Below are 19,827 nucleotides of genomic sequence, written 5' to 3' on the forward strand. Positions count from 1 at the left end.
GTTTGCCCGATGAACGGCTGCGCTAAGCTGGACCTGCAATCGACTTGATGGAGGTGCCATGATCCGGGCCGACCTTTCGCCTGACGCGTACCGCGAGGCCACCGAATACCTGGCGGCGCTCGACCCGGACTGGTCGCGGCATATCGCGGCGACCGGGCCTTGCCTGCACCAGGCTACTCCGGGGCGTGAGCCTTACGAAGTGCTGGTACGGGCGATTGCCTACCAGCAACTGCATGCCCGTGCTGCCGAGGCAATTCTTGGGCGCTTGCTGGCGTTGTTCCCGGAGGCTGCGTTCCCAGGGCCGGAGCAGTTGTTGGCGGTTACACCAGAAACCATGCGCGCCTGTGGTTTTTCCGCGAGCAAGATGGCGACGATCCAGGGTATTGCCCAGGGCCGGCTGGATGGCCTGGTGCCGAGCCGGGACGAGGCACTGGCCATGGCTGACGACGCGTTGATCGAACGGCTGGTGGCATTGCGCGGGGTAGGGCGGTGGACGGTGGAGATGTTGCTGATCTACAGCCTGGCGCGTTCGGACGTTCTGCCGGTCGACGATTTTGGCGTGCGCGAGGGGTATCGGCGGCTGAAGGGGCTGGACAAGGCGCCGACGCCGGCGCAAATGCGTTCGCTGGGTGGCGGCTGGCGGCCATACCGTACCGTGGCGGCCTGGTATCTGTGGCGGGCCTGAGGTCTTGCACCGCCTGTGCCGGCCTCTTCGCGGGTAAACCCGCTCCCACAGGTACTGCATAGACTTACAAAGCTGTGGAAGTACCTGTGGGAGCGGGTTTACCCGCGAAGAGGCCGGCACAGGCAACAACCTATCTGGACATTTACCAATGAACCCCTACACCACCCCCGACCAACGCTGGCAAGCCGTAGAATCCCGCGACACTACCGCCACCGGCCATTTCGTCTACGCCGTGCGCACCACCGGCATCTACTGCCACCCCGGTTGCAAATCGCGCCTGGCCAAGCGAACCAACGTCGAGTTCTACGACACCCCAGCCGCCGCCGAAGCCGCCGGCTACCGCGCCTGCAAACGTTGCACCGCCACCACCAGCGCCAGCGCCACCCGCCACAGCCAGCTGGTCACCCGCGCCTGCCGGCTGATCGAAGCCAGCGACCCCGCGCCCAGCCTCGATCAACTCAGCGCCCAACTGGCCGTCAGCCCTTTCCACCTGCACCGCCTGTTCAAAGCCGAAACCGGCCTCACCCCCAAGGCCTACGCAACCGCTTTCCGTGCCCGGCGCCTGCGCGCGCACCTGGAAGATGGCCAGCGCTCTGTCACCGATGCCATCTATGACGCCGGCTACAACTCCAACAGCCGTTTCTACGAAAGCGCCGACCAGCGCCTGGGCATGCGCCCGCGGCAATACCGCGCCGGCGGCGCCGGGGCAACCATCCACTTCGCCCTCGGCCAGTGCTCTCTGGGCGCGATCCTGGTGGCCCAGAGCGAGAAGGGCATTTGCGCGATCCTGCTGGGCGACGACCCCGAGGCCCTGCTGCGCGACCTGCAGGACCAGTTCCCCAGGGCCCACCTGGTCGGTGGCGACAGTGCCTACGAACGATTGGTCGCCGAGGTGGTGGGCTTCGTCGAAGCCCCGGCGCTGGGCCTGGCCTTGCCCCTGGATGTGCAAGGCACTGCGTTCCAGGAGCGGGTGTGGCAGGCCCTGCGCGAGGTGCCGGCCGGCAGCCGGGTCAGCTACACCGACATCGCCGAGCGCATCGGCGCGCCCAAGGCAGTGCGTGCGGTGGCCATGGCCTGCGCGGCCAACCACATCGCTGTGGCCATCCCTTGTCATCGGGTGGTGCGCCGCGACGGCGACATCAGCGGCTACCGCTGGGGCGTCGAGCGCAAACAGCAACTGCTCAAACGAGAAACGGCACTCTCCTGATTGCCTGAAGCCGCGTAGAATCCCCCGCCAAATCGAATTGTAAAGAGGAATATTCGATGAGGCGTGTCAGCCTTGCCCGTTTTTGCCCAGGCCTGATGGTTTTCATGGCCTTGATGCTGGCCATTGCCAGCCCGGCCTGGTCGGCCCCGGCCACGCCGCTGTCCAATCTGGCGGTTGCCGAAGCGAACGTGCTGGATGAAAACGCCAGCATCGAGCAGTTGAGCGATCGACTGGACCAGATCCGCCAGGGTGTCACCAGCGAGGCCAACGACGATCTGCTGTCGCAACTGCGCCTGGGCGCCATGCAGGTCCAGCGCCAGGCCGATGCGTTAAGTGCCCTGCGCACCACGGATGTGGAGAAAGTCGACGACAAGCTCAAGGTCATCGGGCCGCTCCAGCCGGACGAGGCCGCCACCCTGACCCAGCAGCGCAAGGAGCTGGAGGCCGAGAAGAAGGCCTTGGTAGCCCAACGGGACCAGGCGACCAAGCTGACCCAGTCGGCCCGCGACCTGTCCACGCAAATCGTCAACCTGCGCCGCAGCCAGTTCAACTCGCAGATCACCAGCCGCGCGGCCTCACCGCTGAGCCCGGCGTTCTGGCAGAGCATCATTCGCCCCACCCAGGACGACGTGGCACGCCTGCGTGACCTGCGTGGCGAGACGGCCGATGCCATCGGCAGTGCCTTCAGCGCCGAAAATCGCTGGCTGTTCATTACCAGCCTGGTGGCGGCAATCCTGGTCTGGACCTTGGTGCGCCGCGTGCTCGAGCGCCTGCTGGCCGACGCCATGGTCAGCTGGCTACCCGAAGGCCGCCTGCGCCGCAGCGCTTTGGCGCTGGGCGTGAGCCTGGCAACCCTGGGTACCATCGCCGGTTCGGTCTCGCTGCTGCGATGGGGGCTGGAGAGCAGCGCCGAGCTGGGCGCCGATATCGCCAGCCTGGCCAACCATGTACTTGCCCTGGTGGTGTTCAGCGCCTTCATCACCGGCCTGGGCCGCGCCATGCTGATGCTGCAACGCCCGTCCTGGCGCCTGCCGCCGATTCACGACGAAGTCGCCAGCGCCCTGGGCTGGTTCCCCAAGGTGCTGGCGTTGGCGCTGATGGTCATGATGACCATGGAACGCATCAACAGCGTGATCGGTGCCAGCCTGGCGCTGACCGTGGCGGTCAACGGCCTGACCGCGCTGGTAGTGGCGGTTACCTTCGCCGGTGCGCTGCTGCGTTACCGCCGCACCCTGCGCAAGCATGACCTGGAGCGCCCCACGGGCCTGGCCGGGCTGATCCCGTTCGTGATGGTAATCTGGCTGACGCTGATCCTGCTGGCCCTGCTCGCCGGTTACCTGACACTCGCCTACTTCCTCACTGCCAAGCTGCTATGGGTCAGCCTGGTGATCACCTGTGCCTACCTGCTGACCACGTTCTTTGGCGACCTCTGCGAAACCCTGCTGTCGCCCCGCCAACCCGGCGGCCTGGCGCTGGCCTCGACCCTGGGCCTGGCGCCGCGTCACCAGGCCCAGGCCAGCACTATCCTGGCCGGCATCGGCCGCACCGTGGTGCTGTTCCTGGCGTTGTTGCTGGCACTGATGCCATCGGGCACCAGCCCCAGCGAGCTGCTACTGAGCCTGGGTGATTGGGACGAGACCGGCGGCAAGCTGCTGGGCAACATGAACATTGTCCCCCAGGACATCCTGTTGGCGGTGGTGATGTTCCTCGGCGGCCTGTTCGCCATCCGCGTGGTCAAGCGCTGGCTGAGCGATCGCCTGCTGCCGGAAACCGACATGGACGCCGGCATGCGTGCCTCGCTGGTGACCCTGGTGGGTTACCTGGGCTTCATCTTCCTGGCCATGCTGGTGATGTCGACCCTGCGCATCAACCTCACCAGCCTGACCTGGGTGGTCAGTGCCCTGTCGGTGGGTATCGGTTTCGGCTTGCAGCAGATCGTACAGAACTTCATCTCCGGCCTGATCCTGCTGACCGAGCGCCCGGTCAAGGTGGGCGACTGGGTCAGCCTGGCGGGCGTCGAGGGCGACATTCGCCGTATCAACGTGCGCGCCACCGAGATCCAGATGTCCGACCGCTCGACGGTTATCGTGCCCAACTCGCAGTTCATCTCGCAGAACGTGCGCAACGTGACCATGGGCAATGCCCTTGGCGTGGTCGGCATTACCCTGACCATGCCGCTGGAGACCGATGCCAACCGCGTGCGTGAACTGCTGCTGGCGGCTTACCAGGAGCACGAGGCGATTCTGGATGCGCCGGCCACCTCGGTCACCTTCAAGGACCTGACCAGCAGCGGCATGGTGATAGGTGTGAGTGGTTACGTGGCGGGGCCGCGGCAGGTGTCCGGTACGCGCAGTGACCTGTTGTTCACCATTCTTGGGCGCCTGCGTGATGAAGGTATTGCCCTGTCGTCGCCGCAGAGCATGGTGTTGGTGCAAGAGAATGCACGGCCGGCTGACGAGCCGGTGTGAGCATCGGGGGCTGCGTTGCAGCCCATCGCGACACAAGGCCGCTCCTACAGGAAATGTGCAGTCCCTGTAGGAGCGGCATTGTGTCGCGATAGGGGCGCAAGGCGCCCCCAACCCTCAATGCTGCTTGGCCTGCCTGATCCTCAGCAAAATCACCAGCAACACCAACAGCACAGGCGGCGCCATGGCCAACAGCCCATCCCGCGCCGTCAGCCCCAACCCCAGCACATTCAGCCCGCCATACAGCAGCTTGAACAGGTTCAGCAGGTAGTAGGTGATGGCGATGATCGACAGTCCCTCCACCGCCCGCTGGATCTTCACCTGGGCATCGGCCCGGGCGTTGAGGCTGCGCAGGATCTCGGCGTTCTGTTCTTCCATCTCCACTTGTACCCGTGCCTGCAACAGGTCGCCCAGGTTGGCCACATTCTTCGCCAACTGCTCCAGGCGCTGCTCGGTGGCCGCGCAGTAGCGCACGGTCGGTTTGAACCGGCGTTCGATGAACACCCCCAGGCGCTGGCAGTCGCCCACATGGCTTTCCCGCAGCTCGCCCAGGCGCTCGAACACCAGTTGCGCATAGGCTTGCGTGGCGCCGAAGCGGTGGCGGGTCTTCACCGTGCGGCTGACCACCTGGCGTGACAGGTGGGCAATGGCCTCCAACAACCCTTTGGAATCATGGCCATCGACCCCGGCACTGCGCTCCGAGAGGCTGACCAGGGTCTTGTCGAAGGCATCCAATTCCTGGCTCAGGTCCTTGGCCGTGGTCAGCGTCAGCGAGGCCATCATGCGGTAGGTCTCGATCTCCAGCAGACGGCGGATCATGCGGCCCTGGCGGTAGGCATTGAGGCGACGGTTGATGAACAGGAAGCGGTTGGTGCCGTCCTCGGTCAGGCGAAAATCGCTCCACACCACCGCATCGCCACCGCCGACGCAGGAGCCGCACGGGTCCTTGAAACCGTAGTGGGGCAGGTCCAGTTCCTGTTCGTCACGGACCAGCACCTGCACCGCGTTGATCACCTGCGCCGCTTGCGGGGCGATAGCCTCGGCCAGCACCGGCGGCAGCGTTTGCCACTCGGTGTCGGCGGCAGTGCAGGGCACCACCAGGGTCAGGGTGAAGAACTCGGTGTGCCGTTCCCACTTGAACGGATGGCCATCCAGGCGGGTGATGCCTTGGGCGGCAGCAGTGTCCAGGGCATCCGGGCAGCAGCGTTGCAGCAGTGCCGCACAGGCAGCATCGCCGCCGAGCAAGGCCAGGTGGAAGACATGCGCCGGGCCGTCGAAATACAGCGACGGGCGGGCGTGCAGTTCGTTGTGCAAGGCGGTGCGTTGAGGGTGCATGGGTGGTCCGGCCTGGTGTTGTGATTGTGGGGGTACCAGGAAGTGGGACTTTGCGGGGGGAGGGGAAAGTCACGCGGGTGCAGAGTTTTGTGTCGCTTGTGCCAGCTCTTCGCGGGCTTGCCCGCGAAGAGCCGCAAAGTGGCCCCGGTATCCCGCCTTACTACCCAATCCAATATCGGATGGGGTGATCATTCGTAATATCTGAATTCGTTGCTGTCACGGACCAGCAGCTGCATCAGCTTTGGATGAATGAACAGCTTTTCTCTGCCTACTTGCATCTCCTGCAAGACGCCTATTCCCGCCAGATCTTGTAGATAGCGTGATGCGGCCTGTCGCTGAGCGATCTGCTTTTCAACGATGTTGCCAATACGGCAATAGGGCTGTTCAAAAATGACATCGACCAGCTCGCGCGAGTAGATTTTAGGCAATCGCTCGCGTACATATTGAGTGGTGTGCTCGGCAAGGCTGCGGATAGCGGTGATCTTGGCGCTTGTCCATCTAGCGGTTTGCTCGACCGCACTCAACATGTACAACAACCAAGGCTCCCAGGCTTGTTCTCGCGTAACATCAAGTAGCAGTCGATAATAGTCGTTGCGATTGGCGATGATAAAACGGCTCAGGTAAAGGATGGGCAGGTTCAACAGACCTTGCTCAATGAGAAACAGAATATTGAGCACGCGACCGGTACGACCGTTGCCGTCGGAGAATGGGTGAATAGCTTCGAACTGATAGTGCCCCACGGCCATGCGCACCAGAGGGTCCAGCTCGGTTTCGTTGTGCAGGAAACGCTCCCAATTTGCGAGCAAGTCGCGTAGATGGCTTTCACCTTCTGGCGGCGTATAGATGACTTCGCCCGTGCGGTCATTGGCGAGCTGTGTGCCTGGAACACGGCGTACGTCCATGTTCACGCCTTTCAGCGTACGACAGATCTCGACTGCTGTCCCAGTGGACAGGGGGCGTTCGGAAAGTGACTGGAAACCACGATACAGAGCGGTTCGGTAGCGCAGCGCTTCCTTGGTGGCGGGGTCTGCATGTCCGTCACTATCTTGTGCGTGTTGAAACAACATGTCAGTCGTTGTGACGATACTTTCGATTTCCGAGCTGTCTTTGGCCTCCAGTAACGGTAGGGTGTTGATCAACATCGTCTGGTTCGGGATCAGTTCAGCGGCCTGTTTCAGCTCCCCCAAGGCTGTACGTGCTTCGATGCAGCGTTTGAGCACTGCCCGTGTTTCCAGTTCAGCGGCTGGTGGCAAGGCAGGAAGCTGATTGAACGGTTTGCCGGCCTGCCAGGGTAGGTGGGAAGCAGTCATACACGAGCGCCTGATCGGAAATGAATGTGTCGCTATTTTGTGATTTCAGCGACACGTTTTGTCAATGTGTCGCTGCCAGCGACATGTTTACCAAACGTGTTCTCGAAATGGTATTTTTGCGACATATCCTGTGAAGCCTGTACCGGCCTCTTCGCGGGCAAGCCCGCTCCCACAGGTACGGTGCTGCCCTTCAGGCCTGCGCTATCCCTGTGGGAGCGGGTTTACCCGCGAAGAGGCCGGTGAGCCCGGCATCAATTCCAGGCCTTACTCGCGGTTCAACAGCAACTGGTTGAGCGCCCGGGTCATTTGCACGTTATGCACGGTATTGACCAACAACCCGATGCCCGGTTCGCCAGCGTTGGCGCAGATGTATTCGTCGAGGGTGTCCTCGATGCCAAGCAGCAACTGCGAGACGTATCGCAGTGCCTCGGGTGAGGGCAAGTCGTTGTTGATGGTGTAGAACGGGCGGGAGCCAGGTTTTACAGGTGGATCGGGCACAAGTTTATTCATTGCGTTTCCCTAGGTCGGTCAGGAGCTACCACCCCATTCCCTCTCACAGGATCGGGTGGCAGCCGTACGCGGGGTGAGAGACCGGAGACCTAGGAACCCGGCCAGGACCAAGCCTGCCCGCGCACAGCTACCGTTGAGGTTGCAACCAGATCAGCACGGGCTCTCACACCCGGTCGCCATTTGTGACGACCCAGGGAAATTAGCCCTGATGCACCTGTTCAACAACAGAGAAACGGCTGCGGCGCGGGTAGGATAATTCCCAAGCTACTTCCAGCTGAAGCATTTGGTTTCAGGTTGGGAAAAGTCTTACATCTGAGGGGGGCAAGGCGAGGGCTTCGCCCTCGATCGCCGGCAAGCCAGCTCCCACAGGGATGGCACATGGCTTGCCGGCGAAAGGGCCGCAAAGCGGCCCCGGAAATCTCAACCCAGACAACGCGTCACATGCTTGACCGATTGGTAGGCCGACAACCCCCAAGGCCCCAGCTCACGCCCGATTCCGCTACCCTTGGTGCCACCCCACGAGGTCTCGACGAACACCGCCTGCACCGAGTTGATCCACACATGGCCAACCTCCAGCGCATCGGCCACCCGCTCGGCGCGCTCCAGGTCGGCGGAGCACACCGTAGCCACCAGCCCGAAGCGGCTATCGTTGGCCTCGGCAATCGCCTGTTCCTCGGTCCCAAAGCGACGCGCGCACAGCACCGGGCCAAAGATTTCCTCGGTCCACAGGCGGCTGTCTTTCGGCACATCGGCATACAGCGTCGGGCTGACGAACCAGCCATCACGGTCCAGCGCCTTGCCACCGGCCAGGCACTGCAGGCCTTCTTCCCGCGCCGTGGCAAAGTAGCCGGCCACCTTCAGCCACTGCGCCTGGCTGGTCAGCGGCCCCATGTCGACCTCTTCGGTCAATGGATTACCGACCCGTAGCTGTTCCAGTGCGGCCTGCAAACGCGGCAGCAATGCATCGGCAATGCCGTCCTGCACCAGCAGCCGCGAAGTGGCCGAGCACATCTGCCCGGCGTTCCAGGTAATGCCGGCGACGATCCACTCCACCGCCTGGCCCACGTCGCAATCATCGAACACCACGATCGCCGACTTGCCGCCCAGCTCCAGCGTCACCGGCCGGCACTGCGCCGAAGCGCTGCGCATTACCTGGCTACCGACACTGTTGCTGCCGGTGAACGACAGCTTGTCCAGGCCATTGTGGTTGCTCAGCGCAGCACCGGTCTCGGCCTTGCCGTTGACGATGTTCAGCACCCCGGGCGGCAGCCCCAGGGCATCGGCGATCTGGCCGTAGGCCTGTTCGATCAGCGGGGTGACTTCCGATGGCTTGAGCACCACGGTGCAACCGGCGGCCAGGGCCGGGGCGAGCTTCCAGGCGCTGGTCACCAGCGGGAAATTCCACGGCACGATCAGGCCGACCACGCCCACCGGTTCCAGGCGGGTGCGAGCGCTGAAACCCGGTGCAGCCAACGGCACATCGCGGTTCTTCGATGGCAGTTGCTCGGCCAGTTCGGCGTAGTAGCCGAAGGTGGCGATGGCATCGTCCAGGTCGATTTCCGCCTCGTGACGTGGCTTGCCGTTGTTGCGCATCTGCAAGGCGATCAACGCTTCGCGGCGCTGCCCGAGCTGTTCGGCAAAGCCGCGCAGGTAGGCGGCGCGTTCGCTGGCGCTGGTGTTTTTCCAGGCGGGCAGGGCGCCACGGGCAGCGGTCACTGCCTGGTCTACCTGGGCGACGCTGGCGGCCATCAGTTCGGCAAACGGTTGCCCAAGGGCCGGGTCATTGACGCTGATGCAGTCGCTGCCCTGGCCTTCGACCCAGCGGCCGGCAATGTAGTGGGAAGTGGTCATGGTCGTTTTCCAGTCAGGCCATTTCGGCGGTGGTTACCGGCGTGTGCGCGGTACTTTTGCAACGCACCCAACGCGGGCCCTGGGGGCCATACACGCCGGCAGGTTCGGGGAACAGGTTGAGCAGCAGCAGGTACAGCACGCCGGCCAGCCCCAGGGTGACCGGCAGGCTCAGGTCGATGCCGCCGGCCAGGTCGCCCAGCGGGCCGACGAACTGCCCTGGCAGGTTGACGAAGCACAGGCCCACCGCCGCGCTGGGGATCCACGCCCCCATGCCGCGCCAGTTCCAGCCATGCAGGAACCAGTAGTGGCCGCCACGCTGGCCGCGGGTGAACACCTGCAGGTCGTCGGCATGGTAGAAGCCGCGGCGGGTGATCAGGCCGAGGATCATGATCACCATCCACGGGCTGGTGCAGGTGATGATCAGCACGGCGAAAGTTGACACGCTCTGCACCAGGTTGAAGGTGAAGCGGCCGACGAAGATGAAGCCGATCGCCAGCACGCCGATCAGCAGTGTGGCGCCGGCACGGCTGAGCAGGCGTGGGAACACGCTGGACATGTCCAGGCCGGTGCCGTACAGCGCCGTGGTACCGGTGGACATGCCGCCGATCACCGCAATCAGGCACACCGGCAGGAAGAACCAGCTTGGCGCCACCGCCAGCAGGCCACCGACGTAGTTGTTGGCGGCGATGTAGTCCGGCGCCTGGGTGGCCACCAGGGTGGCGGTGCACAGGCCGAACAGGAACGGGATCAGTGTCGCGCCCTGGGCCGCGATCACCGCCAGCATGATGCGCGCCTTGGGCGTTTCACGCGGGATGTAGCGCGACCAGTCGCCGAGGAACGCACCGAATGACACCGGGTTGCTCATGGCCAGGATCGCCGCACCGACGAATGCCGCCCAGAAGCCCGCCTGGCCGAGGTTTACGCTGCCCGCATAACCGGCGTCGAACGGCCCGGCAAAGGCAACGATGCCCAGCAGGAACAGCAGGCTCGAGGCCCACACGGCAATCTTGTTGACCCACAGCATGAAGCGGAAGCCGAAGATGCACACCACCAGCACCAGCACCGCGAACAGGCCATAGGCCAGGCCCAGGGTCAGGTCGGTTTCCGGCAGGCCGGCCAGGCGTTTGGCGCCGCCGACCAGGGCGTCGCCCGAGCTCCACACCGACAGCGAAAAGAACGCCACCGCGGTGAGCAGCGACAGGAACGAACCGACGATGCGCCCGTGCACGCCAAAGTGCGCCCCAGACGACACCGCGTTGTTGGTGCCGTTGAGCGCGCCGAACAGGCCCATGGGCGCAAGGATCAGCGCGCCCACGCCGACGCCGAGCAGGATCGCCCACACACCGGCCTGGAACGACAGCCCGAACAGCACCGGGAAGCTGCCCAGCACGGCCGTGGCGAAGGTATTGGCGCCGCCGAAGATCAGGCGGAACAGGTCCAGCGGGGAGGCGTCGCGTTGATCGTCGGGGATCTGTTCGACGCCGTTGGTCTCGATACCGGTCGAGTGGCTCATGGTGATGCTCCAGCGCGGTTGTTGTGGGCCGGCGCAGTACGCGGGCCTTATTGTGGGTGCGATGGCAGGGCGGCAGGGCCGCGTAAATGGATGATCAGGCCGGCGATACGACCGACAGGTGCTCGTGGCAGGCCAGCCACCTTTCGCCGTGGCGGCGGAAGACGATGGTCTCGCGCTCGCTCAACTGGTGTTCTTCGCCGGCGATGCGGATGTGCGTGGCCACATCATGCATGAAGATCGCCACGTCACCTTGCAGGCTCACCTGGACATTGCCCGATTCGCAGGCGAGCACCGCAAACCCGTCGGCCTGCCACTGGGCCCAGAGTTGCTCGTAGGCATGGCGCGACAGCAGCGGTTGCGGCAGGGTGTGGAAAAGGAAGGTGGCGTCTTCGCTGAAGCAGGCGAAATAGCGAGCAGTGTCGTTGCTGGCGAACGCCGCAACGAGGTCGGCGGCGGCTTGCCGTACCTGGAGTGTCTGGTCCACGGGAGTGGCCTCACGGTTCTTGTGATTGTGGTGAAGCGATTCTGGTGGCGGTTGGCGAGGGGAAAAATCGCTGCGGGCAAATAATCAGTTCAGGAATTTGTGAAGTGATGGCTGCGCTTTCTCAGGTTTCGCGCCGCGCATCATGTGGGAGCGGGCGTGCCCGTTCTCATAAGGCTGCACATAACTCATTGAATTAGCAGGGACCCTGTGGGAGCGGCTTTAGCCGCGAACACCGGCGCAGCCGGTGCCAGGCACCGCGTTGGATTCTTCGCGGCTAAAGCCGCTCCCACAGGGGATTGCGCCAACTTTTAGAATTTGAGCAAGACAGTTGCTCCCACAGGGTATGCGGACCGCTTGTGAATTCGGCTCTCTACGCGACAGCGCAGCCCAAAGGGCTTTCAGCTATCCAGCTGTCATCTGACTGCAACGAATATTCCGCAACCTTTCTGCCATCTCCCCGTGCCTCATTGCGAGTTCGAATGGGCCATCCCGCGCTGCATCTGCCACAGGACCACGACCTGTTCGGCCTGCTCTACGCCTTCGCCTTCCGCCCTGGCCAGCCGGGGCGCGAAATCGATTCGGCGCAGTTGTTGCGCACGCTCGGCCAGCCGCTGGAACCTGGCGAGTTTCTGTGGGTGCACCTGAACCTGGCCCACGCTGCCTGCGAACGCTGGCTGCGCACCCACCTGCAGTTGCCCGAAGCCTTCTTCGAAACCCTGCGCGAAGGTTCGCGCTCGACCCGTATCGAACACGCCGACTCGGCGCTGCTGGCAGTGGTCAACGATGTGGTGTTCAACTTCGGCCTGGTGTCCTCGGACATCTCCACGCTGTGGGCCTGCGCCAGCAGCCAGTTGCTGGTGAGCGCGCGGTTGCAGCCGCTGCATTCGGTGGACAAGCTGCGCTCGTCGGTGAAGCATGGCGAGCGCTTTCATTCATCCATCGAGTTGCTGGTCCATCTGTTGCGCGACCAGGGCGATGTGCTGACCCAGATCGTGCGTGAAACCACCACCAGCGTCGACCGCATCGAAGACCAGTTGCTGTCCCAGCGCCTGAGCGACAACCGCGCCGAACTGGGCAGCATGCGCCGGGTGCTGGTGCGCCTGCAGCGCCTGCTGGCGCTGGAGCCGGGGGCGCTGCTGCGCCTGCTCAACCGGCCGCCCGACTGGCTGCAGGAACAGGACATACGCCAGCTGCGCGCGGCCACAGAAGAGTTCACCCTGGTGATCAGCGACCTCACCGCCCTCGGTGAGCGGATCAAGCTGCTGCAGGAAGAAATCGCCGCCAAGCTCAACGAGCAGACCAACCGCACCCTGTTCACCCTGACCGTGGTGACCGTGCTGGCGCTGCCCATCAACATCATCGCCGGTTTCTTCGGCATGAACGTCGGGGGTGTGCCGCTGGCGGAAAACCCCCACGGCTTCTGGGTGCTGGTGGCGCTGGTGGCGACCTTCACCGTGCTGGTGGGGCGCTGGGCGTTTCGCAAGCGGCGCGAGTACTGACGCGACAATCGTCGGTCAGTTCGCCTCCCGCACTGCACTGAGGAACGCCCGGGTCCGCTCCTGTTGCGGGTTTTCGTAGATCTGCGCCGGCGTCCCCTGTTCGTGGATCTGCCCCTTGTAGAAGAAGCACACCCGATCCGCGAACTCCCTGGCAAAGCCCATCTGATGCGTCACCATCAGCATGGTCAGGTTGTGCTCGCTGCCCAACCGGCGGATCACGTTCAGCACCTCGCCACACAATTCCGGGTCCAGCGCCGAGGTCACTTCGTCGAACAGCATCACCTTGGGCCGCATCGCCAGCGCCCGGGCAATCGCCACGCGCTGTTGCTGGCCACCGGACAACTGCGACGGGTAATGCTCGAACTTGTTGCCCAGGCCAACCATCTCCAGCAGCTCGGCAGCCCGTTCGCGCGCCTCGGCCGGCTTCACGCCCAACACCTGGACCGGGGCCTCGATCACGTTCTGCAAGGCACTCATGTGCGGGAACAGGTTGAAGCTCTGGAACACCATGCCGATCTTCGCCCGCACTTTGCGTACATGGCGCTCGTTGGCGATGAGCTGCGCGCCGTTGCGCCCGGGCATGTGGGTGAGCGATTCGCCATCGACTTCGATCATGCCCTGGTCGATGCCCTCAAGCGTCATCAGTACCCGCAGCAACGTCGACTTGCCCGAGCCGCTGGGGCCGATGATCGCCACCTTTTCGCCGGGGGCGACATCGAGGTTGAGGCCGTCGAGCACGGTGAAGCTGCCGTAGCGTTTGGTCACGTCCTTGAAGCTGACGATCGGTTGGGCAATGGCCGGTGTGGGCATGTGGGTGTCCAGCGGCTGAGTGGCGGTGGCAGTGGCGAAGTGGGTCACAGGGGCGATCATCAGCGGAGCTCCAGGCGCACTTCAAGGCGCCGAACGAGGTAGGCCAGAGCGACGCTCAAGGCCAGGAAGAACAGACCGACCAGGGTGATCGGCTCGAGGTAGCGGAAGCTTTCGGAGCCGATGTTCTTGGCCTGCTGCATGATTTCCACCACGGTGATGGCCGACAGCACCGGGGTGTCCTTGAGCATGGCGATCAGGTAGTTGCCCAACGGCGGCAGGATCGGCCGAATCGCCTGGGGCAGGATGACTGCCCGGTAGGCGGTCCACGGCGCGAAGTTGAGGGCGACCACCGCTTCCCACTGGCTGCGCGCTACCGAGTCGAGGCCGCCGCGGTAAACCTCGGCCAGGTAACAGGCGTAGTGCACGCCGATACCGATGATGCCGGCCTGCATGGCCGTCATGTTGACCCCGTAGTTGGGCAGCACGTAGTAGAGGAAATACACCTGGATCAGCAGCGGCGTACTGCGGATGAACTCGATCAGCAATGCCACCGGCCACGACAGCCAGGCCTGGCGGCTGCGTCGGGCGATGGCCAGGAACAGGCCCAGCACCACTGCGATCAGGAAGCCAACCAAGGTGATGCCCAGGGTTTTCAGCGACGCCTGCAGCAAGTCGGGCAGGATTTGCGCGACGTAGTTCCAGTCCCAGAAATTCATGACAGGCTCCCCCGCAGGCGACCGCGGCTCAGGCGCCGTTCGACCCGACGCATGAGGAAGTTGATGACCTGCGCCAGGACGAAGTAGAGCAGCAGGGTGAGGCTGAAGATTTCCAGGGTCTGGAAGGTCGCCTGGTCCAGTTGACGGGCGCGGAAGCTAAGGTCCGACAGGGTGATCAGCGACACCAGCGAGGTGTTCTTCAGCAGTTCGATCAGCAGGTTGGTGCCAGGTGCGATGGCCGCCAGCAATGCCTGCGGCAGGATGATCCGCCGGAAGCGGGTGGTGGCGGGCATGTTCAGCGCGGTGCAGGCTTCGTACTGCCCCTTGGCCACCGAGCTGATCGCCCCGCGCATCACTTCGGCACCGTAGGCACCGATATGCAGCCCGAGGCCGACGATGGCCACGGTGTAGGCGCTGAGTTCGAGGTTGAACGGTGGCAGCGGCAATACGAAGAACAGCCAGAACAACTGCACCAGCAACGAGGTGCCGCGGAACAGCTCGATGTAGGCCACGCACAGCCAGCTCAATGGCCGCCATGACGAACGCCGGCCGAGGGCGGCGAGGATCGCGGCGACGATGGCCAGCAGCGAGCCGAAGAAGGTGACCTGGATGGTGATCCAGGCGCCTTGCAGTAACAACGGTATCAATTCACCCATGGTTCGACCTGAATAATCGGATTACACAGGGAATGGCACGGCAAGCGCCATGCCACCTCGATTCACTGCTGGGCACAGAGCTCGGCGGCGGTCTTGTCAGTCACGTTGCTGCGGTCGAAGCCGAACGGCGCGACGGTCTTCAGATGCTCCTCGCTGCCCAGCCACTTCTTCATCTCGGCGTTGACCGCGTCGCGCAGGGCCTTGTCCTCGGGGCGGAAGGCCAGGGCACCGTAGCCGGTGTGGGCCGGGTCATCGGTGAAGTCGCTGATCGCCTCGACCTTGTCGCCCCCCTTTTTTGCCAGGCCCTTCATGGTCAGCTGGGTGCCCACGGCAGCATCGGCGCGGCCGGCGCGCACGGCCTGCAACTGGGCGGTGGTGTCCGGCACCTGAAGGATCTGCGCATCCGTGATGCCGGAGTCGCGGGCATAGGCGAGGTTGACCGTGCCGGCCATGATCGCCAGCTTCACGTCCGGGTTCCTGGCGATGTCGGCGTAGCTGTGCAGGTTCTTCGGATTGCCCTGTGCCACCAGCAGGGTGTCGGGCAGGGCGTACTGCGGGTCGGTGAAGATCACCTGCTTGCAGCGTGCCGGGGTGATGTACATGCCGGCGGCAATCACATCGAAGCGCCCGGCGCGCAAGCCCGGGATCAACGAACCCCACTCGGTGAGCACGCCATCGACCTGTTTGATGCCCATTTTCCCGAAGATGATCTTGGCGATTTCCGGTGACTCCCCGGTTACCCGGCCATCGGTCTCGGTGAAGGCAAACGGGGTTTCGTTGGCGTAGCCGATGCGGATGTGGCTGGTTTCCTTGATTTCGTCCAGGCTGGCGGCCTGGGCGCTGGCAAGCACACCGAAGGTGGCACAGGCCATCAGCAGGCGTTGAAAGGGGCGTGGAACGTTGAAAGGCTGGCTCATCAATGAAGCTCCTGTTTGTTATAAAAACCGTCGTCGACGGCTCTGTGTTAGGAGGCAGTGGAGCAAAACAGCGAAAACAGGTCGGTCTTTTGTTCGAAGCTGCCGGGCAGCGGGAGTTCGACCTTGGGCCGAGCATACAAAAGCTGAAACGGCCATTGCATTGCACTAGGACAATTGCCCGAAGCACTTGTACGGGGGATGCTGTGACCCTGGCCCCGGCAAGTGAAGCGAACATCATGATGCACAGTTGGAAGGCAGCCCTGGACGCCGCCCGCATCGGCGAGTCCAAATACAAGATCCTGGTCCAGGCCGTCACCGGCGAGATCGAGCGCGGCGTATTGGTACATGACCAGCGCCTGCCACCGCAGCGCCAGGTAGCCGATGCCCTGGGCATCAGCGTGCAGACCGTGACCAATGCCTACAAGGAACTGGAGCGCCAAGGCCTGGTGCGTTGCGAGATCGGCCGTGGCAGTTTCGTCAGCCGGCGCATGAGCGACCGTGTGTCGGATGACATCATCGACCTGCCCGAGCGTACCCTGGTCGACTTCTCCATCACCCGCATCCTGCACACCCAGGTGCATGAGCGCATCTGGCGCGACACCTGCGCCGAGCTGGCCGTGGAAGAGGAGCAGCCGTGGATCCATGCCTACCGGCCCATCGCCGGTTTCGAGAGCCACCGCGAGGCGGCGGTGCGCTGGCTTGCCGGCCTGGGCATGCAGGTCGAGCGTGACGATGTGCTGGTCACCAACGGCGCCGCCCACGCCATCTTCCTGGCCCTGGCCTCGCTGGCCGGGCCGGATGATGTGGTGCTGTGCGAGGGGTTGACCGACCATGGCGTGATCGGTAATTCACAGGTGCTCGGTTTCACCCTCAAAGGCCTGGAGATGGACCGCGAGGGTATCAACCCGGAGCATTTCGAGGACATCTGCAGCAACGAGCGGGTGACCGCGCTGGTGTGCACACCCAACCTCAACAACCCGACCGTCAGCCTGATGCCCGACAGCCGTCGCCAGGAGATTGCCGAAATTGCCCGGCGCTTTGGCGTGCATATCATCGAAGATGACGTTTACGGGCCGCTACTGGGTGGCAGCCATGCCAGGCCACTCAGTTCCTATGCGCCGGAGCTGTCGTTCTACTGCACCAGCATGACCAAGTCGGTGCTTACCGGCCTGCGCGTGGGCTACCTGGCCATGCCCAAGCGCCTGGCGCTGCGCACCGAGAGCATCTTGCGGGTCAACAGCTGGATGGCCACGCCCTTGGTGGCGGAAATTGCATCGCGCTGGATCAACGATGGGCGCGCGGCGCAGCTGGTGGCGCTGCAGCGCACCTTGCTGGGCGAGCGTCAGGTGTTGTTGCGTGAGTACCTGGGGGATTATGTGCGTGGTCAGCACGCGCATGCCCTGGGGGCGTGGCTGAACATTCCCGAGCGCTGGGAAGTGGACAGCCTGGTGCGTGCCTTGCGCCGCCGGCAGATTGCGGTGACGCCGCCGGAGCCGTTCCTGGTGCGCGGTACACCGCGGCCACGGGCCGTGCGCTTGTGCGTGGGCGCCGAGTGTTCCGAGGCAAAGCTGCGCCAGGCCTTTGGCGATATGCGGGAGTTGTTCGGGCAGTATCCGCAGATCCACGAGCTTTGAGCGGCCTGTACCGGCCTCTTCGCGGGTAAACCCGCTCCCACAGGTTCCGTGCGAGGTTCAGGAAATGCGCGATTCCTGTGGGAGCGGGTTTACCCGCGAAGAGGCCGGTACAGGCAAAAACAAATTCCCCGGCAAATTGCCCTAGTACATTCATCACGACAATTTTCGCCTCATACACTCCGCCCAACATCAGCTCACTTGTTGGGTCCCGGTCATGTCAGCGCTCTCGCTTCACGATCTCTACCTCGCCCGCCAGCGTATCCACGGCCTGGTGCGCAGCACGCCGCTGGAACTTTCCCCCAGCCTGTCACGGCACCTGGGCACGCCGGTCTACCTGAAGCTCGAAGCCCTGCAGACCACCGGCAGCTTCAAGCTGCGCGGCGCCAGCAATGCCATCGCCGCACTCAGCGCGGAACAACGCGCTTGCGGCGTGGTTACGGCCTCCACCGGCAATCACGGCCGGGCGGTGGCCCACGCTGCTGCGCAACTGGGCGTGAAGGCAACCGTGTTTCTTTCGCAACTGGTGCCAGCCAACAAGGTCCAGGCCATCCGCGACCTGGGCGCCGAAGTGTGCATCGTCGGCCACTCCCAGGACGATGCCCAACAGGCCGCGCAACAACATGCCGGGCAACAGGGTGCAACGCTGATTCCACCTTTCGATCACCCCCAGGTCATCGCCGGCCAGGGCACGCTGGGCCTGGAAATCATCGAGCAGTTGCCCGAGGTGGAGCAGGTGCTGATTCCGCTCTCCGGTGGTGGCCTGTTCGCGGGTGTGGCGTTGGCCATGAAAAGCATAAAGCCGGCGATCACCACCCATGGCATCAGCATGCAGCGCGGCGCGGCGATGTACGCCAGCCTGCAGGCCGGCAGGCCAGTCGAGGTAGAGGAGCTGCCGACACTCGCCGACTCGCTTGGTGGCGGCATCGGCCTGGGCAACCAGCACACCCTGAGCATGACCCAGCGCCTGCTCGACCAACTCCACCTGCTGCCGGAAGCGTCGATCGCCAATGGCATGCGCCACGCCTACCAGCACGAGCGGTTGGTACTCGAAGGTGCCGGCGCAGTCGGCATCGCCGCGCTGCTCGACGGCCTGGTGACGGCCCGCGGCCCGGTCGTGGTGGTGGTCAGCGGGCGCAACGTTGACAGCGCACAGCATCAGCGCGTCCTCAACGGCGGCGACGCCTGAAATTCACGTTTCCTTCACTGGAGGTATTCGAATGCCGGCCATCACCTTGCTCAGCGAAGCCGACCTGCGTAGCTGCATCACCCTCGACCGCAACGCGATCGATGCCATCGAGCAGGCCTTTGCCCTGCTTGCCACGGCCAAGGTGGCGATGCCGCCGATCCTGCGCCTGGATGTGCCCGAGCACAACGGTGAGGTGGACGTGAAAACCGCCTACCTGCCAGGGCTGGAGCGTTTCGCGATCAAGGTCAGCCCGGGCTTTTTCGACAACCCCAAGCTTGGCCTGCCCAGCCTCAACGGCATGATGATGCTGCTGTCGGCCCGCACTGGCCTGCTCGATGCCTTGCTCCTCGACAATGGCTACCTCACCGCCGTGCGCACCGCTGCAGCCGGTGCGGTAGCTGCACGCTGGCTGTCGCGGCAGGACAGCCGCAGCGTGGCCTTGATCGGCAGTGGCGAACAGGCACGCCTGCAGCTGCAGGCACTGCGCCTGGTGCGGCCGATCGAGCAGGTCAAGGTGTGGGGGCGCGATGCGCAGAGAACCGCAGCGTTATGTGACGACCTGGGGCGTGATGGGCAACTGCAGGTACAGGCCTGCGACAGTGTCGACCAGGCCATGCAGGCGGTCGATATCGCCATCACCTGCACCCCCAGCCGCGAGCCGCTGATCCAGCCGCATCACCTGCAACCGGGGCTGCACATCACTGCCATGGGCTCGGATGCCGAGCACAAGAACGAGATCGCGCCCACGGCCCTGGCCCGGCTTGATCGTTATGTCGCCGACCGCCTGAGCCAGACCCGCGTGCTGGGCGAACTGCACCACGCCTTGCGCGCTGGCGCGGTCAGCGAGCAGGCCATTCATTCCGAGCTGGGCCAGATCATCGCCGGCCTGCACCCGGGCCGTGTGCAGGCCGAAGAGGTCACCCTGTGCGACCTGACCGGCACCGGGGCCCAGGACACCGCCATCGCCAACCTTGCCTTCGAACGCGCAATCGCCGCCCACAAAGGCCTGGCGTTTCACAGCTGACAGTTTTCACAACCCACTCACAAGA

Annotated in this window: 17 protein-coding genes; 7 read left to right on the forward strand and 10 right to left on the reverse strand. The window is 64.1% G+C overall.

Annotated elements, in window-relative coordinates:
* Positions 1 to 58 precede the first annotated feature (58 nt).
* The 3 genes from ABNP31_RS03700 to ABNP31_RS03710 all read left to right on the forward strand — a co-directional run bounded on the left by ABNP31_RS03700 (position 59) and on the right by ABNP31_RS03710 (position 4,360).
* Complete coding sequence (locus tag ABNP31_RS03700; RefSeq protein ID WP_085665082.1) at positions 59 to 685, forward strand: DNA-3-methyladenine glycosylase family protein; 627 nt, start codon at positions 59 to 61, stop codon at positions 683 to 685.
* 148 nt (positions 686 to 833) lie between these two features.
* Positions 834 to 1,892, forward strand: coding sequence for a bifunctional DNA-binding transcriptional regulator/O6-methylguanine-DNA methyltransferase Ada (ada, locus tag ABNP31_RS03705; RefSeq protein ID WP_085665081.1), 1,059 nt, complete (start codon positions 834 to 836; stop codon positions 1,890 to 1,892).
* 56 nt (positions 1,893 to 1,948) lie between these two features.
* Positions 1,949 to 4,360, forward strand: coding sequence for a DUF3772 domain-containing protein (locus ABNP31_RS03710; RefSeq protein ID WP_238067250.1), 2,412 nt, complete (start codon positions 1,949 to 1,951; stop codon positions 4,358 to 4,360).
* A 114-nt stretch (positions 4,361 to 4,474) separates the two neighbouring features.
* Here ABNP31_RS03710 and ABNP31_RS03715 read toward each other — a convergent pair whose 3' ends face one another.
* The 6 genes from ABNP31_RS03715 to ABNP31_RS03740 form a co-directional block, all read right to left on the reverse strand.
* On the reverse strand, positions 4,475 to 5,692 hold the full coding sequence (locus tag ABNP31_RS03715) for a DUF3422 domain-containing protein (RefSeq protein WP_137162964.1): 1,218 nt from the start codon (positions 5,690 to 5,692) through the stop codon (positions 4,475 to 4,477).
* Between the two features lie 188 nt (positions 5,693 to 5,880).
* Positions 5,881 to 7,002 carry a protein adenylyltransferase Fic gene (fic, locus tag ABNP31_RS03720; RefSeq protein WP_085665078.1) on the reverse strand — a complete coding sequence of 374 codons (1,122 nt, stop codon included), beginning with the start codon at positions 7,000 to 7,002 and terminating at the stop codon, positions 5,881 to 5,883.
* A gap of 264 nt (positions 7,003 to 7,266) precedes the next feature.
* Positions 7,267 to 7,512, reverse strand: coding sequence for a hypothetical protein (locus tag ABNP31_RS03725; protein WP_024086246.1), 246 nt, complete (start codon positions 7,510 to 7,512; stop codon positions 7,267 to 7,269).
* 420 nt (positions 7,513 to 7,932) lie between these two features.
* Positions 7,933 to 9,363 carry an aldehyde dehydrogenase family protein gene (locus ABNP31_RS03730; RefSeq protein WP_238067252.1) on the reverse strand — a complete coding sequence of 477 codons (1,431 nt, stop codon included), beginning with the start codon at positions 9,361 to 9,363 and terminating at the stop codon, positions 7,933 to 7,935.
* A gap of 13 nt (positions 9,364 to 9,376) precedes the next feature.
* On the reverse strand, positions 9,377 to 10,876 hold the full coding sequence (locus ABNP31_RS03735) for a purine-cytosine permease family protein (protein ID WP_046616768.1): 1,500 nt from the start codon (positions 10,874 to 10,876) through the stop codon (positions 9,377 to 9,379).
* Between the two features lie 94 nt (positions 10,877 to 10,970).
* Positions 10,971 to 11,360, reverse strand: a complete 390-nt coding sequence (locus tag ABNP31_RS03740; protein ID WP_085665076.1) for a YybH family protein — start codon at positions 11,358 to 11,360, stop codon at positions 10,971 to 10,973.
* Between the two features lie 479 nt (positions 11,361 to 11,839).
* On the opposite strand from ABNP31_RS03740, the gene ABNP31_RS03745 reads away from it, so the two are divergent.
* Positions 11,840 to 12,859: a transporter gene (locus ABNP31_RS03745; RefSeq protein ID WP_024086247.1), complete on the forward strand. Its 1,020-nt coding sequence runs from the start codon at positions 11,840 to 11,842 to the stop codon at positions 12,857 to 12,859.
* Positions 12,860 to 12,874: 15 nt separating this feature from the next.
* On the opposite strand, the gene ehuA is transcribed toward ABNP31_RS03745, so the two are convergent.
* The 4 genes from ehuA to ehuB form a co-directional block, all read right to left on the reverse strand.
* Positions 12,875 to 13,669, reverse strand: coding sequence for an ectoine/hydroxyectoine ABC transporter ATP-binding protein EhuA (gene ehuA / locus ABNP31_RS03750; protein ID WP_075046875.1), 795 nt, complete (start codon positions 13,667 to 13,669; stop codon positions 12,875 to 12,877).
* 59 nt (positions 13,670 to 13,728) lie between these two features.
* On the reverse strand, positions 13,729 to 14,385 hold the full coding sequence (gene ehuD, locus ABNP31_RS03755; protein WP_137162968.1) for an ectoine/hydroxyectoine ABC transporter permease subunit EhuD: 657 nt from the start codon (positions 14,383 to 14,385) through the stop codon (positions 13,729 to 13,731).
* Positions 14,382 to 15,041 (reverse strand): ectoine/hydroxyectoine ABC transporter permease subunit EhuC, encoded by a 660-nt coding sequence (gene ehuC, locus ABNP31_RS03760; protein ID WP_015268921.1) that lies wholly within the window; start codon positions 15,039 to 15,041, stop codon positions 14,382 to 14,384. The genes ehuD and ehuC overlap by 4 nt, the downstream gene beginning before the upstream one ends.
* 62 nt (positions 15,042 to 15,103) lie before the next feature.
* Entirely contained in the window at positions 15,104 to 15,958 is an 855-nt protein-coding gene (ehuB, locus tag ABNP31_RS03765; RefSeq protein WP_085665074.1) for an ectoine/hydroxyectoine ABC transporter substrate-binding protein EhuB, read from the reverse strand.
* A gap of 239 nt (positions 15,959 to 16,197) precedes the next feature.
* On the opposite strand from ehuB, the gene ABNP31_RS03770 reads away from it, so the two are divergent.
* The 3 genes from ABNP31_RS03770 to eutC all read left to right on the forward strand — a co-directional run bounded on the left by ABNP31_RS03770 (position 16,198) and on the right by eutC (position 19,802).
* The gene (locus tag ABNP31_RS03770; RefSeq protein ID WP_350013400.1) at positions 16,198 to 17,592 is read left to right on the forward strand and encodes a PLP-dependent aminotransferase family protein; all 1,395 of its coding nucleotides are present in this window, start codon (positions 16,198 to 16,200) and stop codon (positions 17,590 to 17,592) included.
* A gap of 214 nt (positions 17,593 to 17,806) precedes the next feature.
* Positions 17,807 to 18,778 carry a hydroxyectoine utilization dehydratase EutB gene (gene eutB / locus ABNP31_RS03775; RefSeq protein WP_238067254.1) on the forward strand — a complete coding sequence of 324 codons (972 nt, stop codon included), beginning with the start codon at positions 17,807 to 17,809 and terminating at the stop codon, positions 18,776 to 18,778.
* A gap of 31 nt (positions 18,779 to 18,809) precedes the next feature.
* Positions 18,810 to 19,802 carry an ectoine utilization protein EutC gene (eutC, locus tag ABNP31_RS03780; RefSeq protein WP_137162971.1) on the forward strand — a complete coding sequence of 331 codons (993 nt, stop codon included), beginning with the start codon at positions 18,810 to 18,812 and terminating at the stop codon, positions 19,800 to 19,802.
* Positions 19,803 to 19,827: the final 25 nt, after the last annotated feature.

Origin of the sequence: Pseudomonas asiatica (assembly GCF_040214835.1) — a bacterium.
Taxonomy (GTDB): Bacteria; Pseudomonadota; Gammaproteobacteria; order Pseudomonadales; family Pseudomonadaceae; genus Aquipseudomonas; species Aquipseudomonas putida_Z.

Coding starts and splice junctions, on each gene's coding strand:
- ada (WP_085665081.1), top strand. CDS start 834: ATGAACCCCTACACCACCCCCGACCAACGCTGGCAAGCCGTAGAATCC.
- ABNP31_RS03770 (WP_350013400.1), top strand. CDS start 16,198: ATGCACAGTTGGAAGGCAGCCCTGGACGCCGCCCGCATCGGCGAGTCC.
- ehuD (WP_137162968.1), bottom strand. CDS start 14,385: ATGAATTTCTGGGACTGGAACTACGTCGCGCAAATCCTGCCCGACTTG.
- fic (WP_085665078.1), bottom strand. CDS start 7,002: ATGACTGCTTCCCACCTACCCTGGCAGGCCGGCAAACCGTTCAATCAG.
- ehuA (WP_075046875.1), bottom strand. CDS start 13,669: ATGCCCACACCGGCCATTGCCCAACCGATCGTCAGCTTCAAGGACGTG.
- ABNP31_RS03725 (WP_024086246.1), bottom strand. CDS start 7,512: ATGAATAAACTTGTGCCCGATCCACCTGTAAAACCTGGCTCCCGCCCG.
- ABNP31_RS03735 (WP_046616768.1), bottom strand. CDS start 10,876: ATGAGCCACTCGACCGGTATCGAGACCAACGGCGTCGAACAGATCCCC.
- eutC (WP_137162971.1), top strand. CDS start 18,810: ATGCCGGCCATCACCTTGCTCAGCGAAGCCGACCTGCGTAGCTGCATC.
- ehuB (WP_085665074.1), bottom strand. CDS start 15,958: ATGAGCCAGCCTTTCAACGTTCCACGCCCCTTTCAACGCCTGCTGATG.
- ehuC (WP_015268921.1), bottom strand. CDS start 15,041: ATGGGTGAATTGATACCGTTGTTACTGCAAGGCGCCTGGATCACCATC.
- ABNP31_RS03715 (WP_137162964.1), bottom strand. CDS start 5,692: ATGCACCCTCAACGCACCGCCTTGCACAACGAACTGCACGCCCGCCCG.
- ABNP31_RS03710 (WP_238067250.1), top strand. CDS start 1,949: ATGAGGCGTGTCAGCCTTGCCCGTTTTTGCCCAGGCCTGATGGTTTTC.
- ABNP31_RS03730 (WP_238067252.1), bottom strand. CDS start 9,363: ATGACCACTTCCCACTACATTGCCGGCCGCTGGGTCGAAGGCCAGGGC.
- ABNP31_RS03700 (WP_085665082.1), top strand. CDS start 59: ATGATCCGGGCCGACCTTTCGCCTGACGCGTACCGCGAGGCCACCGAA.
- ABNP31_RS03745 (WP_024086247.1), top strand. CDS start 11,840: ATGGGCCATCCCGCGCTGCATCTGCCACAGGACCACGACCTGTTCGGC.
- eutB (WP_238067254.1), top strand. CDS start 17,807: ATGTCAGCGCTCTCGCTTCACGATCTCTACCTCGCCCGCCAGCGTATC.